This window comes from Roseovarius faecimaris, assembly GCF_009762325.1.
GTDB classification, from domain to species: domain Bacteria; phylum Pseudomonadota; class Alphaproteobacteria; order Rhodobacterales; family Rhodobacteraceae; genus Roseovarius; species Roseovarius faecimaris.
Map to the genome: position 1 here is coordinate 1,557,680 of NZ_CP034348.1, position 15,451 is coordinate 1,573,130.

The 15,451-nt window shown below is 64.1% G+C and carries 17 protein-coding genes; 8 read left to right on the forward strand and 9 right to left on the reverse strand.

The genetic code is table 11. The features are described from left to right. The first annotated feature begins 107 nt into the window (after window positions 1–107). Window positions 108–1,370 carry a DEAD/DEAH box helicase gene (locus tag EI983_RS08060; protein ID WP_484592896.1) on the forward strand — a complete coding sequence of 421 codons (1,263 nt, stop codon included), beginning with the start codon at window positions 108–110 and terminating at the stop codon, window positions 1,368–1,370. 127 nt (window positions 1,371–1,497) lie between these two features. On the opposite strand, the gene EI983_RS08065 is transcribed toward EI983_RS08060, so the two are convergent. Then, complete coding sequence (locus EI983_RS08065; protein ID WP_157706863.1) at window positions 1,498–2,196, reverse strand: endonuclease/exonuclease/phosphatase family protein; 699 nt, start codon at window positions 2,194–2,196, stop codon at window positions 1,498–1,500. Between the two features lie 42 nt (window positions 2,197–2,238). Between EI983_RS08065 and EI983_RS08070 the strand changes: the two genes are divergently transcribed. After that, window positions 2,239–2,874 (forward strand): DUF2238 domain-containing protein, encoded by a 636-nt coding sequence (locus EI983_RS08070; RefSeq protein WP_157706864.1) that lies wholly within the window; start codon window positions 2,239–2,241, stop codon window positions 2,872–2,874. A 21-nt stretch (window positions 2,875–2,895) separates the two neighbouring features. On the opposite strand, the gene EI983_RS08075 is transcribed toward EI983_RS08070, so the two are convergent. From EI983_RS08075 to mazG, 4 genes are read right to left on the reverse strand one after another with little or no spacing between them, the layout of a single operon-like run. Further along, a complete protein-coding gene (locus tag EI983_RS08075) occupies window positions 2,896–4,317 on the reverse strand; it encodes a protein adenylyltransferase SelO (RefSeq protein ID WP_157706865.1) in 1,422 nt (473 codons plus the stop codon). Between the two features lie 38 nt (window positions 4,318–4,355). Then, window positions 4,356–4,802 carry a GNAT family N-acetyltransferase gene (locus tag EI983_RS08080; protein ID WP_157706866.1) on the reverse strand — a complete coding sequence of 149 codons (447 nt, stop codon included), beginning with the start codon at window positions 4,800–4,802 and terminating at the stop codon, window positions 4,356–4,358. Continuing rightward, window positions 4,799–5,740: a nucleoside hydrolase gene (locus tag EI983_RS08085; RefSeq protein WP_157706867.1), complete on the reverse strand. Its 942-nt coding sequence runs from the start codon at window positions 5,738–5,740 to the stop codon at window positions 4,799–4,801. The genes EI983_RS08080 and EI983_RS08085 overlap by 4 nt, the downstream gene beginning before the upstream one ends. Further along, window positions 5,737–6,552 carry a nucleoside triphosphate pyrophosphohydrolase gene (mazG, locus tag EI983_RS08090; RefSeq protein WP_157706868.1) on the reverse strand — a complete coding sequence of 272 codons (816 nt, stop codon included), beginning with the start codon at window positions 6,550–6,552 and terminating at the stop codon, window positions 5,737–5,739. The genes EI983_RS08085 and mazG overlap by 4 nt, the downstream gene beginning before the upstream one ends. A 63-nt stretch (window positions 6,553–6,615) precedes the next feature. Here mazG and EI983_RS08095 point away from each other — a divergent pair, with 63 nt between their 5' ends. The 3 genes from EI983_RS08095 to EI983_RS08105 all read left to right on the forward strand — a co-directional run bounded on the left by EI983_RS08095 (window position 6,616) and on the right by EI983_RS08105 (window position 9,241). Then, complete coding sequence (locus EI983_RS08095) at window positions 6,616–7,788, forward strand: M20 aminoacylase family protein (protein WP_157706869.1); 1,173 nt, start codon at window positions 6,616–6,618, stop codon at window positions 7,786–7,788. An 11-nt stretch (window positions 7,789–7,799) separates the two neighbouring features. Then, entirely contained in the window at window positions 7,800–8,765 is a 966-nt protein-coding gene (speB, locus tag EI983_RS08100) for an agmatinase (protein ID WP_157706870.1), read from the forward strand. A gap of 68 nt (window positions 8,766–8,833) precedes the next feature. Beyond that, entirely contained in the window at window positions 8,834–9,241 is a 408-nt protein-coding gene (locus EI983_RS08105) for a DUF1499 domain-containing protein (RefSeq protein WP_157706871.1), read from the forward strand. Here the strand turns inward: EI983_RS08105 and EI983_RS08110 are convergent. Beyond that, a complete protein-coding gene (locus EI983_RS08110) occupies window positions 9,185–9,475 on the reverse strand; it encodes a hypothetical protein (protein WP_157706872.1) in 291 nt (96 codons plus the stop codon). The two genes, EI983_RS08105 and EI983_RS08110, sit on opposite strands and share 57 nt — an antisense overlap. Window positions 9,476–9,538: 63 nt before the next feature. On the opposite strand from EI983_RS08110, the gene prfA reads away from it, so the two are divergent. The 3 genes from prfA to EI983_RS08125 all read left to right on the forward strand — a co-directional run bounded on the left by prfA (window position 9,539) and on the right by EI983_RS08125 (window position 12,207). Continuing rightward, complete coding sequence (gene prfA / locus EI983_RS08115; RefSeq protein ID WP_157706873.1) at window positions 9,539–10,588, forward strand: peptide chain release factor 1; 1,050 nt, start codon at window positions 9,539–9,541, stop codon at window positions 10,586–10,588. Beyond that, on the forward strand, window positions 10,585–11,415 hold the full coding sequence (gene prmC, locus EI983_RS08120; protein WP_157706874.1) for a peptide chain release factor N(5)-glutamine methyltransferase: 831 nt from the start codon (window positions 10,585–10,587) through the stop codon (window positions 11,413–11,415). Before prfA ends, prmC begins: the two co-directional genes overlap by 4 nt. A 243-nt stretch (window positions 11,416–11,658) precedes the next feature. Next, window positions 11,659–12,207, forward strand: coding sequence for a DUF4167 domain-containing protein (locus EI983_RS08125; RefSeq protein WP_157706875.1), 549 nt, complete (start codon window positions 11,659–11,661; stop codon window positions 12,205–12,207). 83 nt (window positions 12,208–12,290) lie between these two features. On the opposite strand, the gene rsmA is transcribed toward EI983_RS08125, so the two are convergent. The 3 genes from rsmA to EI983_RS08140 form a co-directional block, all read right to left on the reverse strand. Beyond that, on the reverse strand, window positions 12,291–13,127 hold the full coding sequence (gene rsmA, locus EI983_RS08130) for a 16S rRNA (adenine(1518)-N(6)/adenine(1519)-N(6))-dimethyltransferase RsmA (RefSeq protein ID WP_157706876.1): 837 nt from the start codon (window positions 13,125–13,127) through the stop codon (window positions 12,291–12,293). Window positions 13,128–13,245: 118 nt separating this feature from the next. Further along, a complete protein-coding gene (pdxA, locus tag EI983_RS08135; protein ID WP_157706877.1) occupies window positions 13,246–14,214 on the reverse strand; it encodes a 4-hydroxythreonine-4-phosphate dehydrogenase PdxA in 969 nt (322 codons plus the stop codon). Continuing rightward, window positions 14,211–15,449 (reverse strand): peptidylprolyl isomerase, encoded by a 1,239-nt coding sequence (locus tag EI983_RS08140; RefSeq protein WP_198389399.1) that lies wholly within the window; start codon window positions 15,447–15,449, stop codon window positions 14,211–14,213. Before EI983_RS08140 ends, pdxA begins: the two co-directional genes overlap by 4 nt. Window positions 15,450–15,451 lie beyond the last annotated feature (2 nt).

The window sequence follows — 15,451 nt, forward strand, 5'->3', positions numbered from 1 at the left end:
ATGCGCCGGGTCAGGATGCGCGCGAAACCACGACTAGGCGGGCCGGAACGGTATCGCCACATAACCGGCTTGGGGCAGGGGCCTCGGGCCGGAGTAAGGATATGAAATTGACTTTGTTCGACAAAATGGGCCTGCCCGGCCCGCTGGTAAAGAAACTGACCGCCCAGGGCATTAGCGAGCCGACCCCGATCCAGAGCCATGCCATCCCGCATGCGCTGGACGGGCATGACATCATGGGTCTCGCACAGACCGGCACCGGCAAGACCTTGGCCTTTGGCCTGCCGCTTGTCGCCGGGCTGATGGAGCAGCGCGGCAAACCCGCGCCCAAAACCGTGCGCAGCCTGATCCTTGCCCCCACGCGCGAGCTGGTGGGGCAGATCAAGGACGCGTTGATCCCGCTCGTGGCGGGCACACCGATCAAGGTCGGCATGGTGGTCGGCGGTGTGGGCATCAACCCGCAGATCAACCGTCTGGCCCGGGGGCTCGATGTGCTCGTGGCCACGCCGGGCCGGTTGCTCGATCTGCTGGACCGGGGCGCGCTGACGCTGGATCAGACGCGTTTTCTGGTGCTGGACGAGGCCGACCAGATGCTCGACCTCGGGTTCATCCATGCGCTGCGCAAGATCGCGGGCCTGCTGCCCGCCGAACGCCAGACGATGCTGTTTTCGGCCACCATGCCCAAACAGATGGAAGAGATCGCGGCAAGCTATCTGACCCATCCCAAGCGCGTGCAGGTGTCGCCGCCGGGCAAGGCTGCGGACAAGATCACTCAATGCGTCCACTTTATCGCCAAGGCTGAAAAGCCGAATTTGCTGATCGAGCTTCTGGACGCGCATCGCGACGAGCTGGCGCTGGTTTTCGGCCGCACGAAACACGGTTCGGACAAACTGGCGCGCAGGCTGGAGCAGGCGGGCTATGCGGTCGCCGCGATCCATGGCAACAAGAGCCAGGGTCAGAGGGAGCGCGCGCTGAAGGCATTCCGCGACGGCGAGGTGACAGTGCTGGTGGCCACGGATGTGGCCGCGCGGGGGCTGGATATCCCGGATGTGAAGCATGTCTACAATTACGAGCTGCCGAATGTGCCTGAAAACTATGTGCACCGGATCGGCCGCACGGCGCGGGCCGGCCGCGACGGTATGGCGGTGGCTTTCTGCGCGCCCGACGAAATGGGTGAACTGAAAGACATTCAGAAAGTGATGAAACTCACGATCCCTGTGGCCTCCGGCCGTGCCTGGGAAGAGTTGCCTGACCCCACGGCCAAACCGCAGGGCCGCAAAGGGCCCGCACGCGGCGCCAAGCCGGGTGGGGGGCCGCGCAGGCGGCGGCGTCGCGGCGGTGGCGGCGGCGGTTCCCGCGCCAAGGCAGCCTAGAGACCGTGCAGGACACGCCGCGCCGGGGGCACCCCCGGCAGGCGTGCCACAATCGCACCATTACTCGTGACAGGTGGCAATGCGTCTGCATCTGCCGCCTGTTGTGCTGCGGTCGTCGGCGGACGTGCTAGCGTCGCGCCAGATCGGCCCAGACGGGCAGGTGATCGGAGGCCACGCGCGCGGGCCGGTCATCATAAGCCTCCAGGCGCAACAGCCGCAATTCCGGACCAAGCGCAAAACGGTCAAGGCGCGCCACGGGCCGGGCTGCCGGAAAACTTGGCGCGCCGGGCAGCAGATCGACCCCCTTGAGCTGTGCATCCATCGCATGACCCTTGCCCCAATCGTTGAAATCCCCCGCGAGCACGGTCGGAAGCGGCGCCAGCCGGCCCAGCATCCGCGAAATCGCCGCAAGCTGTAGCAACCGGTAACGCCGGACCAGCCCCAGATGAAGCCCGATCACCCGCAGCGGGCCGATGGGCGTGTCCAGATCGGCGCGGATGGCCCCGCGCGGCTCCAGCCCGGGCAGGTCGATATGCGAGGTTTCGATCACGCGCAGACCGGGCCGCGCCAGCATCGCATTGCCATGCCACCCAAGCGAGCCGCCAGGCGCGCCGAAAGGCAACACCTGCCAGCCATCGGCCTCGGCCATTTCATGCGGCAATGCTGCGGGGCGCGGCGGCAGACGCTTGTCCGCCTCCTGCAAAACCACCAACTCGGCCCCGAGCGCATTGATCACATTCAGCGAGCGATCCGGCCTGCGCCGCAGGTCCAGCCCGACGCATTTTTGCAGGTTGTAACTTGCAATTCTGAAGTGAGAAGACGACATATCATACAGATTTCACCACGTTACCAAAGGGATGTCACGCGCATGTTCGCAGATCAGACATGGCTGGCCCGCCTTATCTGGCTGGCGCTCGTGCTGGTCACGCTGGAGGCGCTGATCTTTGGGCCGTGGTCGCTGGCTTTCGTCTCCACGGCGACGCTTCTTTTGTCTCTTGCGCCAGTCTTTGTCGCCCGCTGGGCCGAGATCGTGGTCCCTCCGAGTTTCATCGCCGCGATTGTCCTCTTTGTCGGGGGCACGGTCTTTCTTGGTGAAGTCTATGATTTCTATGAGCGTTTCTGGTGGTGGGATATCATGATGCATGGCGGCTCGGCGGTGGGCTTCGGTCTGATCGGGTTCATCCTTGTCTTCATGATGTTCCAGGGCGACCGCTTTGCCGCGCCGCCCTTCGCCGTGGCCTTTTTCGCCTTCTGTTTCGCGCTCAGCATCGGCGCGCTGTGGGAAGTGTTCGAGTTCGGCATGGATCAGCTCTTTGGCCTCAACATGCAGAAATCGGGCCTCGTGGACACGATGGGGGACCTTATCGTCGATACTCTGGGCGCATTGATCGGGGCGGGCTCGGGGTATTTCTATCTCAAGGGCCGCGCGAAAGGGGGGCTAGGCGCGATCCTCGATGAGTTCGTTCAGAAGAACCCGAGGTTTTTCAGCCGGTTGCGCAAGTAACAGACTGGCGACCCCTCTGGTTCAGGTGCCACAGAAGGTGGCACGTACCACTTCCGACGGCTCGGGCGGGCGTGCGAGGTCGGCGGCCTCGTCGCGTGCCTCGAAGGGGCGGGACAGCACGTCGAGCAGCCGCTCCATCGGTGCATAATCCCCGGCCACCGCAGCTTGGATCATCTGTTCGATGCGGTGATTGCGCGCAATAAAGGCCGGATTGGCCGCCTGCATCCGGGCCTCCGGGGTGTCCTCCCCGGCGATCCGCGCCTGCCAGTCGGCTTCCCACGCGTCATAGGCCTTGGGATCGAGAAACTGATCGCGCGCCTTATCCGTGCCCAAGGCCCGGAAGGTATTGGTGAAATCCGCCCGGTTTTCAGCCATTGCACGCAGCAACCCTTCGATCAGCGCGTCATCCTCCGCCGTGGCTTCGGCTATCCCGATCTTGCGGCCAAAGACAGCGCGCCATTCGGCCTGAATCAGGTCCGGCATGGCATGGACGATCCGGGTGAACTCCTCAACGGCCTTGTCCGCATCCGGCATCAGCAGCACCAGGCAGGTGGCCAATTGCGCCATGTTCCACACAATCACATGCGGCTGGTTGGAATAGGCATAGCGGCCATGGGCGTCGATTGACGAAAACACCTGATCCGGATGAAACACATCCATGAAGGCACAGGGGCCATAGTCGATCGTCTCGCCCGAAATCGTGGTGTTATCGGTGTTCATCACCCCGTGAATGAAGCCGACCCCCATCCATTGCGCCACCAGTCGGGCCTGCCTTGCAATCACAGCCTCAAGAAAGGCCGTGGGCCCGTCGGCCTGAGGGTAATGGCGCGCCACGGCATAGTCGAAAAGCGCCTGCAGGCTTGTCACATCGCGGCGCGCGGCAAAGAACTGAAACGTGCCCACGCGGATATGACTTGACGCGACACGGGTCAGCACCGCGCCTGGCAGCGCGCCGTTCTCGCGATAGACGCTTTCGCCCGTGGCTACGGCGGCCAGCGCGCGTGAGGTGGGTATGCCAAGCGCATGCATCGCTTCGCTGACCACGTATTCGCGCAGCACCGGGCCAAGCCAGGCGCGCCCGTCGCCCATGCGGCTATAGGGCGTGGGGCCGGAGCCCTTGAGCTGAATGTCAAAACGCTGGCCCGCGCTGTTCAGCACCTCGCCCAGCAGGTTCGCCCGGCCATCGCCCAGCTGTGGGGAAAAGCCGCCAAACTGATGCCCCGCATAGGCTTGTGCCAGCGGGTCGGCCCCGTCCGGAATGGCATTGCCGGAAAAGGCCAGCGCCATATCCTCGTCCTCGCCGAGTATGATACCAAGATCCGCGGCCAGCGCGTCATTGAAGCGCAAGAGCACAGGTGCCTTGACCGGCATCGGCTTGAGCCGTGTGTAGGCGTTGCTCGGCAGGCGGGCATAGGTGTTGTCGAAGGGGATATGCAGGGTCATGATGCTGAGATAAGCCGTGTTTGAGAAATCGCCAGAGGCTACATTTTGCGGCTCATCAGCATATAGCGCTCGCGCGGCTCGAAATGCAGCTTTTCATAGAGCTTACGGGCCTTTTCATTCTCCCTGTCCACCTCCAGATGCAGCGCCCGCAGGCCCGCACCCGAGAGCGCCTTGGGCAGGCTGATCAACACCTCCGAGCCAATCCCGCGCCCGCGCACGGCGGGGCGGATATAGATCTCGTCAAGAAACCCGTCGAGCCCGCCAAATTCCACCGACCAGCCAAAGCTGACGATCGCATAGCCAATGGGCGCGCGTGCGGGCCCGATCAGATAAACCGCGCCGTGGGGTGAACCTTCGAGCAGGGGCAGGATCGCCGCCTCGCGGACAGCCTCGTCCTGGCTGATGCCTTCCTCGGCGTGAAAATCCGCGACGAGCTTTGTCACACGCGGCAAATCGTCGGGTTTGGCAAGGGTAAGCGCGGTCATAGGCGGGCCAGCCTTTCTGTCAGCAAATCAAAAAAACCATCGGCGTGAAGATCACCCATGAAAAGCGCGTTGGGCGCGCGGTCGCTCACACCCCACCAGTCGGCGACACTCATGCCCAGGGTCAGCGGGGAGGCGGTCTCGATCTCGACATTCACATGGCGCCCGCTGAACAATTCGGGCCGGATCAGATAGGCGGTCACACATGGGTCATGCAGCGGTGCGCCGGGCGAGCCGTATTTGTCCTTGTCGTAGCGTTCGAAGAACTCGGTCATCTGCGCCACGGCGATGCCGACCGGCGTGCCGAGCGCGCGAAAGGCATCGTTGCGCTCTTGGGTGACCAGCGCCTTATGGGTGACATCGAGCGGCATGACGGTGAGTTTCACGCCTGAGCGAAAGACGGCATCGGCGGCCTGCGGGTCGACATAGATGTTGAACTCCGCCGCCGGAGTGACATTGCCAACCTCGAAATAGGCGCCGCCCATAAGGATGATTTCATCAACCTTTTCAATAATATCCGGTGCGGTCTTGAACGCGGTCGCAATATTGGTGAGCGGGCCGAGGGGGCAGAGGCTCACCGCGCCTTGCTGCGCGTTTCGCAGCGTCTCGATGATGAAATCAACCGCGTGTTGCTGCTGTAGCGGCATGGTCGGCTCGGGCAAGTCAGGGCCATCCAGCCCGGTCTTGCCATGGACATATTCCGCCGTGACCAGGTCGCGCGCCAAGGGCCTGTCGCAGCCGGCAAACACCTTCATATCGGGCCGACCCGCCAGTTCGCACACGATTCGGGCGTTTCGCGCCGTCAGCGCCAGCGGCACGTTCCCGGCCACGCAGGTGATGCCCAGAAGCTCGATCTCCTCGGGGCTGGCCAGAGCCAGAAGGATCGCCACGGCGTCGTCCTGGCCCGGATCGGTGTCGATGATGATCTTGCGGGGGCTCATCGCCGCTCCTCCATCTTGGCCTGGTCCCAGAGCGCGTCCATCTCTTCGAGGTCCGAATCCTCCGGGCGTTTGCCGCGCTCGGCCAGCAGGGCCTCGATCCGCTCGAATCTGCGGGTGAATTTCCCGTTTGCCCGGCGCAGGGCGGCCTCTGGTTCTACCCCCATATGCCGTGCGAGGTTGGCCATCACAAAGAGCAGATCGCCGAACTCTTCCTCTACCTTGTCATGGGGCAGCGTTTCGGCGGCTTCGCGCAGCTCAGCTGCCTCCTCGGTGATCTTGTCGAGCACATGGCTCGCGTCAGGCCAGTCGAACCCGACACGCGCCGCGCGTTTTTGCAGCTTCACGGCCCGCAGAAGCGCGGGCAACCCCACCGCGACACCGTCCAGTACGCCGGTTTGCGCCTTTGCCGCGCGCTCGGCGGCCTTGACGGTTTCCCAGTCGCGGGTCTGCTGTTCGGCGGATTTGTCCCGGCTTTCATCGCCAAAGACATGCGGATGGCGCGCCACCATTTTGTCACTGATTCCATCGGCTACCGCGTTGAAATCAAAAAGACCTTTCTCATCCGCCATCTGCGCGTGAAACACGGTCTGCAACAGCAGATCACCCAACTCGTCCTTGAGCTCGCCCCAGGCTTCGCGCTCGATTGCGTCGGCCACCTCATAGGCTTCCTCGATCGTGTAGGGTGCGATCGTGCCAAAATCCTGTTCGATATCCCAGGGGCAGCCGCTTTCGGGGTCACGCAGGCGGCGCATGATGGTCAGCAGCCGGGGCAGCCCGCCCTTGGGGTCGTGAATCAGGGTGTCGTCAGCCATTGCGCCTGTCATCCGATTGGGGTTGAGTGGACCCTGACGGGCAATCAGCCGGGAGTCCAGACCATGACCGTGATCAACAGCATTGCCGGCTTTGCCGAGCAGATGACCGCCTGGCGTCAGCATCTTCATGCCCATCCCGAACTGGGGTTCGACTGTCATGAAACGGCGGGTTTCGTGGTCGAGCAGCTGCGGAGTTTCGGTATCACCGAGATCGAGACCGGGATTGCCACGAGCGGCGTCGTCGCGATCCTCCACGGCAAGGGCGAGGGGCCGACGATTGGCCTGCGCGCCGATATGGATGCGCTGCCCATCGATGAGGCGACAGGGTTGAGCTATGCCTCTGAGAATGCAGGGAAAATGCACGCATGCGGCCATGACGGACACACCACGATGTTGCTCGGAGCCGCGCGCTATCTGGCCGAGACGCGGAACTTCGCGGGCCGGGTGGCGCTGATCTTTCAGCCTGCCGAGGAAGGGCCGGGCGGGGCGCAGGTGATGGTCGAAGAGGGTATTCTTGAGCGCCATGACATCGCGCAGGTCTATGCGCTGCACACCTTGCCCGGGGTGCCGGAGGGGCATTTCCTGACCACAGCGGGGCCGATCATGGCGGCTGCGGATACGTTCCATATCGACATCACCGGGCGCGGGGGGCATGGCGCGTTTCCGCAGGAATGCCTTGATCCGGTTGTGGCGGCGTGTGGGATTGTGCAGGCAATTCAGACAATTATAAGTCGAAATTCAAGTGTAAGGGACGATGTGGTGATCTCGGTCACGCAGATCCATACCGGCACGATCGACAATGTGATCCCAGAAACCGCCTATCTCAACGGCACGATCCGGACGTTTGAAAAATCCACTCAGGAGATGGTGTTTCGCCGCCTGCGGGAGATTGTCGAGGGACAGGCCGCTGCCTATGGCGTGCGCGCGGAGCTGCGGATCGAACTGGGCTACCCGCCCACGAAGAACGACGCGCAAAGCACCGAATTTGCAGGGAAAGTAGCCTCTGGAATTGTCGGTGAGGGCGCTGTATCGCTGAGCTATCCACCTGAAATGGGCGCTGAGGATTTCGCCTATATGCTGGAGAAACGGCCCGGCGCGTATCTCTTTCTCGGGCAGGGCGAGGGGCCGGGCTTGCACCACCCGGAGTTCAATTTCAATGACGCGGTGGCCCCCATCGGAGCGTCATTCTTTGCGCGGCTTGTGGAACAGGCGCTGCCGCTCGGGGCGCATGAATAAGGGAGAGGGATATGTCACTGGAAGAGGCAAAAGAGACGGTAGATCATGCATTTATGCGGGAAAGTTTAACCGGCCCGAGCTACGAGAATGCCTTTGGCGGCGCCACCTCCTTTCTGCGGCGTCGCTATACCAAGGACCTGACCGGCGTCGATATCGCCATCACCGGCGTGCCGTTCGATCAGGCGGTAACACACCGGCCAGGAACGCGGTTTGGGCCCCGCGCGATCCGCGAGGCGAGTGCCTTGCAACCCTTTGATGCCCCTTACGGGTGGGACGGGTATGACCCGATGCAGGCGCTGAATATCGTCGATTATGGCGATCTTGCCTTTGACTATGCCAATATCCCGGCCTTTCCCAAGGCTTTGCAGGATCATATCGCAGGTATCCTCAAGCAGGATGTGGCGACCATCACGCTGGGGGGGGATCACTATATTTCTTTCCCGATTCTAAGAGCTTACGCCGAGAAGTTCGGGCCGTTGTCGCTGTTGCAGTTCGACGCCCATTCCGACACCTGGCCGGATGACAACATGGACCGGGTGGATCACGGCACGATGTTCTACAAGGCCGTCAAGGAAGGGCTGATCGACGTGACACGTTCGGTGCAGGTGGGAATACGGACGACGAACGAGGATACGCTGGGCGTGCACACCATTGACGCGCGCGAGGTGCATCTGCGCGGGCCGGTTGAAACTGCAAAGAAAATCAAAGAGATACTGGGCGACCATCAGACCTATTTGACCTTCGATATCGATGGGCTGGACCCGGCTTTTGCCCCCGGTACGGGCACGCCGGTCTGGGGCGGGCTGACCAGCGGGCAGGCGTCGGTCATCCTGCGCGATCTGGCGGGGATCAACCTGGTGGGGGGCGATGTGGTCGAGGTTTCACCGCAATATGATACCACGGGGGCCACAGCGGTGGCAGGCGCGCATATCGCAATGGAGCTTTTGTGCCTTTGGGGCTGGACCCGTCGGGGATAGAATTTTGTACGTTTTGTACAAAATCACCCTAGATTTTGTACAAAGTTAACCATCCGTTAGGACATGCAATGAAATGGCTCATCCCGATGCTTGCCGCGGCTGCCCTGCTGCTTGCTGGGCTTGCCATATGGGTGCGGATCGCGCCGACCGATCCGGCGGCCTGGCATGGGATCCCCGAGGAGGTGCCGCGGCGGCATTCGGCCAATTCCGACCTGCGCGAGATTGACGGCTCGCTTGCCGCGCTCGATGCGATCATCCGCGCGACCCCGCGCACCGAGCGGCTGGCCGGGTCGGTCGAGGACGGCATGGTGACTTATGTCACGCGCACCGCGCTTTTCGGTTTTCCCGACTACACCACGGTGCGCCAGGACGGCGCGCGGCTGACGATTTTCGCCCGGTCGCGTTTCGGCAAGTCGGATCTAGGAGTCAACGCTGCCCGCGTCGAGGGCTGGCTGGCTCTGCTGGGGCAGGGATGACGACAGGCAGCCATCCTGCGTCTTGCGCCACATCGGCACGTTGAGCGACATCTGACACTGCGCGGTGAACATCTGTCCGTCCACCTGCAGACAGATATATTCGCCCAGCTCCACGCGCGAGCCGGTCTTGTCGGTGCAATAGCAGTCGATCACCTTGCCGCCGGGGCCCTTCACATCCGCGAAGGCCGGGGCCGCAAGCCCTGCAAGGGCCAGACAGGTCAGAAGCTGTTTCATGGGGCGATCATAGCACGTTCTGACCCCTTGACCAATCCTCGACGATGCGGGACATGAAGCCGCATGATACCGCAAGACCGCCTTTATCAGATCACCCAACGCTTCGAGTATATCGAGGCGCAAATGGCCGAGGGCCAGGGCGATATAGCCCAGCTGGGCCGCGAGTATGCCGAGCTGCGCCCGGTGGTGGAGGAAATCCGCGCCTATGAGGAGGTCAAGGACGGGATCGAGGCGGCGCGCGTCCTGCTGGACGATGCGGAAATGCGAGAGCTGGCGCAGGAGGAGCTGACCGAGCTGGAGGCGCGTCTGCCGGAGATGGAAGCCAAGCTGCAACTGGCGCTGTTGCCCAAGGACAAGGCTGATGCACGGCCTGCGATCCTTGAGATCCGGCCCGGAACCGGGGGCGAGGAGGCAGCACTGTTCGCGGGTGATCTGCTGCGCATGTATCAGCGCTATGCCGAAGCGCATGGCTGGAGTTTCGAGATCATCGAGGAAAGCCAGACCGAGCTGGGCGGCATCAAGGAGGTGATTGCCCATGTGAAGGGGCAGAACGTCTTTGCGCGGCTCAAGTTCGAAAGCGGGGTCCATCGGGTGCAACGCGTGCCCGAGACCGAGAGCGGCGGGCGTATTCACACCTCGGCGGCGACCGTGGCCGTTCTGCCCGAGGCGGAAGATGTGGATGTGGTCATCGACCCGAACGATATCCGGATCGACACCATGCGTGCCAGCGGTGCGGGCGGGCAGCATGTGAACACGACCGATTCAGCGGTGCGGATCACCCATTTGCCCAGCGGGATCGTCGTCACCTCCTCGGAGAAGTCGCAGCACCGCAACCGCGAAATCGCGATGCAGGTTCTGAAAACGCGGCTTTTTGATCTGGAGCGGCAGAAGGCGCATGACGCACGTTCGGCCGACCGCGCCGCACAGGTGGGCTCGGGCGACCGCTCCGAACGCATCCGGACCTATAATTTCCCGCAAGGGCGGATGACAGACCACCGGATCAACCTCACGCTCTACAAGCTGGATCAGGTGATGCAGGGTGATCTGGATGAGGTGATCGACGCGCTGACGGCGGATGCGCAGGCGGCGCTGCTGGCGGAGATGGACGGGTGAGAGTTCAGGAGGCGCTGGCCACCGGTACGCGACTTCTGACAGAGGCCGGAATCGAAGGGGCGGCACGGGATGCGCGGCGCCTGATGGCCGCCTTTCTGGAGGTCGAACCGGGCCGCGTGACCCTGCATTTGCAGGACGAGTTCGACCCGCTCAGAGAAGAGAATTTCATCGCGGCGATCCTTGAACGCAAGGCGCGGCGGCCGATGTCGCATCTGCTGGGCTACCGCGATTTCTATGGGCGGCGGTTCGAGGTGAGCTCGGATGTGCTGGACCCGCGCGGTGACACCGAAACGCTGATCGAAGCGGCGCTGGCCGCACCGTTCTGCCGGGTTCTGGACCTTGGGACCGGCTCGGGCTGTATCCTGCTGACGCTGCTGGCGGAACGGGCCGGGGCCACGGGGCTGGGCACGGATATCGCGCCCGCCGCGCTGCGCGTGGCCGAGCGCAATGCCGAGGCGCTGATGCTGCGCGACCGGGCGCGGCTGATCGAGGCCAACTGGTTTGACGGGGTCACCGGGGATTTCGACCTGATCGTGTCCAACCCGCCCTATATTGCCGCCGGGGAGATGGCCGGCCTCGCACCCGAGCTGAGCTATGAGCCGCGCGGGGCGCTGACCGATGAGGGCGACGGGCTGAGCGCCTACCGGGCGATCACGGCTGAGGCCCGCGATTATCTCAGGCCGGGCGGGCGGCTGATCCTTGAGATCGGGGCCAGCCAGGGGGAGGTGGTGCGTGCGATGGTCCGCGCGGCGGGGTTCGCAGAGGTGGCGATACGGCAAGATATTGACGGCCATGACCGGGTCGTTGAAGGCCGCAACCCGGGCTGAATGGGCAAAAAACACACTGTTTTGCGCCAAAACGCGCGGAAAAGTCGCAAAATATAAGCTTTGCCCTTGTGCCGAAGGCGACTGCGTGTTTATTGAATATCAGTCATGTTCACGGATGCTCCGCTTCGGCGCTCCGACTTGACCTAGCCAAGACATGTCGGGATCCGAATTCACAGCGGCGCAAGGGGTGCCAATCGGATCAGCCACACGACGCTTTGAGCATAAGGCAGTTCAGCAAAGCCCATGAGATCACAGAAGTCACGTTCGCGTAACAAGAACCGGAATAACAGCCGGCCCTCCGGTAACATCATCAACCGGGTGTTTGACAGCTCGGGCCCCGAGGGCAAGGTGCGCGGCACGCCGAGCCAGATCATCGAGAAATACAACCAGCTGGCGCGCGATGCGCAGCTGGCGGGCGACCGGGTGGCGACGGAGAACTTCCAGCAGCATGCGGAGCATTACCTGCGCTTGCTGGGCGAGGCGCAGCGCGAACAGGAGGCCAAGCGCGAGGAGCAGGAACGCCAGAACCGCGAGCGCCAGGCCGAGCGTGACCGCGAGCGCGCGCAGCGTCAGGAACGCGAGTCGAATGGCGGGGGCGATCTGGCCGATGCGCCGCAGCCCGATGTCGTGGGCGGAGATGACGACGATAGCGGGCTGGTGGAAACCCCCGAAAGCCAGCAACCGCCCAAGCCGAAGCGCCCGCGCAAGCCGCGCAAACCCAAGGGCGAGGCTGAGGGCGAAGGCCCTGAGACCGGGGGCGACGATCAGGGACCGGCCGCCGCCGCCGAATAACCGGGTTTTACCGTAGAAATCAAAGGCCGAAGCCCCGTGTCACACGCGGGGCGCGTTTGACCCCGTGGCGTCTCCTGCGCCGTCTAGGTCATCAGCCGCGCCAGGGCGCAGAATTGTTCGAGCGTCACTGTTTCCGCCCGCTGGGTGGGTTTGATCCCTGCGGCGATCAGCCGGTCCTCGATATCCGGGGCCAGCCCCTTGAGGGCGGCGCGCAGCATCTTCCGACGCTGGTTGAAGGCCTTGGCCACCACCGCTTCCAGCGTCTTGGCATCGGCCTCGAACCGCGGCTGCGCCAGCGCGGTCAGATGCACCACCGCCGATGAGACCTTGGGCGGCGGGGTGAAGGCCTCGGGCGGCAGGGACATGACGATGCGGGCCTCTGTGCGCCATTGCGCGAGAAGGGCCAGCCGGCCATAGGCCTTGGTGCCGGGCTGAGCTACGATCCGGTCGGCCACTTCGCGCTGAAACATCAGCGTGAGACTGTCCCAGACCGGAGGCCATTGCGGCGGGGTGAGCCAGCGGATCAGCAATTCGGTGCCGACATTGTAGGGCAGGTTTGCGGCGATGCGGATCGGCGGCGTGAGATGCCGAAGCGGGTCGACGTCAAGCGCATCGGCGTTGAGGATGGTCAGGCGCCCCGGATAAGCGGCGGCAATCTCTTCAAGGGCGGGCAGGCAGCGGGTGTCTTTCTCGATGGCCAGCACATGCCGCGCCCCTTCGGCCAGAAGCCCGCGCGTCAGGCCGCCGGGGCCGGGGCCGATCTCGAGTATGTCATGCGTGTCGAGCGTACCCGCCTGTCGGGCGATCTTGGCGGTCAGGTTCAGGTCAAGAAGGAAATTCTGCCCCAGTGATTTGCGCGCGGTCAGGCCGTGATCGGCGATCACCTGGCGCAGCGGGGGAAGGGGGTCGATCTGGCTCATGCTCCGGGTTGTCGGCAAAAGCCGCCCGTTTGAAAAGGGATTTTTGCCGCCGGGGGGCGTGTTTCGGCCAAGAAGACGCAGGCGAGTGGGCGCCGACCGTGCAAGGAGCCGCGATCTCTCACGCGCGGGCCCGGGCCATGCGGGCGGCCAGTTTCAGCGCCTCGATCAGCGAGGACGGGTTGGCGCGCCCCTGACCCGCGATGTCGAGCGCCGTGCCATGATCGGGCGAGGTGCGGAGGAAGGGCAGGCCGAGCGTGACATTCACGCCCCGGTCGAAATCGAGCGTCTTGATCGGGATCAGCGCCTGATCGTGATACATGGCGATGGCCACGTCATAGCGCGCACGGGCGGCAGCGTGGAACATCGTATCGGCCGAAAGCGGCCCGGCGATGGTGAAGCCTTCGGCGCGCAGCCGGTCGAGCACCGGGGCGATCAGGGTGATCTCCTCATGGCCCATCTTGCCGCCTTCGCCCGCATGGGGGTTGAGCCCGGCCACGGCAAGGCGTGGTGCGGGCAGGTCGAAATCGCGGATCAGTGCCGCATGGGTGATACGGATCGTCTCTTCGAGCAGCTCTGGTGTGAGGGCGGCGGGCACCTCTGCCAGGGGCAGGTGGATGGTGGTGGGAACGACGCGGAGCTGGTCGGAGGCCAGCATCATCACCACGCGGTCCACGCCTGCCAGGGCGGCAAGATATTCGGTATGGCCGGGATAGGCGAAGCCCGCGCCGTCCTGCAGCGCCTGTTTGTGGATCGGCGCGGTGCACAGGGCAGAGGCCGCGCCCGATTGCACCAGATCCACGCCGCGCGCGATCACGTCGATCACGCCTTGCGCATGGGCCGGGTTAGGCTGGCCCGGGATGCGCGGGCCGGGAAAATCATGGCGCAGAACGGGCAGGGCGGAGGCGCTCACCGTTATGGCCTCGGCGGGGGTCGCGATTTCGGCGATGGGGGTCACCTGCGGCAAGTGCGCCGGGTCCCCGATATAGAAAAACGGCAGATCGGCGCGCAGGGCGTCCCAGGCGGCGGCGGCAATGTCAGGGCCGATGCCGGCAGGCTCGCCGCAGCTGAGCGCGATGGGAAGGGTCATTCGAGGATGACGATCCGGGCCTCGGCCTTGAGCTCTTCGAGATAGCCGTTGGCGAAGCTGTCGAGACGGCGGTTGGTGATGAAGAGCGTCAGATCCTGATCGGTGGGGCCTTCGCCTTCGAGCAGGGGCGAGCGGCCGCAGAGCATGAGCAGCATCAGGGTCTGGCCGTTATTTCGGGTGAGCGTGGCCGACACTTCGCCCGGATCGAGCTTGGCCAGCTCGATGGCGATATCCTGCGGGATCTCGGCGGGGGCGAGGCTGGTGCGTTCCAGCACCTCTTCGGGCTGTCCGAGGGCGGTGCCGTAGAGGTCATCGCAGGTGTCGGTGTTGTCTTCGATCTGGCGGGCGGTGGCGAGTGCGGCGTCCGAACGGCCGCCGGGGATGTAATAGGCGGCGTATTCGATGGCGGCATATTCGGGCTCGGGCGCGTCCACCTCTTCGATGTCGCGCAGCTGGAACAGGGCGACGGCCCCTTCAAGCGGCAGCGGGTCGGTCACTTCGCCCGGGGCCAGGCCAAGGATGATGGGCCGCAGGGCGGGGGGCAGCTGAGTAAGCGGCACCCAGTCCATCCGGCCGCCACGGGCGCGGGTGCGCGAGGCCGAGTAGCGCCGCGCCTGGGCGGAAAACTCTGCTTCGGTCGTGACCTGAGAGATGCGCGAGGCGCGTTCCTGCACCGCCATGGCCTGGCTGGGCGGGGCGGGCATGATGATCTCGCTCAGGAGCACACGCACGCTGGAGCTGCTCCCGGAAATGGCTGCTTTGGCGCGATCAAGGTCATCCTCGGTGACCGACACGCGGGAGGAAAAGCGGGCGCGGTTGAGTTCGCGCCAGGTGATGCCCACACGCACGAAATCACGCAGGGTGCTGGCCCCGACACCGGCGCCTTCGAGCGCGCGGATCAGCTGTTCGCCGGTCATGTTGGCGCGTCCGGCAAATTCCTCGACCCCGGCCTCGACGTCTTCCTCGGAGAGCACGACACCGCTGGCGCGGGCGGCGCTGAGCTTGAGCCGGTCCTCGATCAGTTGTTCGCGGGCGAGTTCAGGCAGGTTGCCGGGGGAGCGGAAGAGCTGCAGCATGCGGGCGCGTTGCTCGATCTCGTAGCGGGTGATCGCCTGATCGTTGACCTTGATCACCGCCTCGAACGCGTTTTGAGCGGAGAGGGGCAGGGGCGCGAGGGCCGCCAGCATCAGAGCCGCCAGAAGGGCCATCAGGGATTTGCAAGGGCGCATGGTCATTC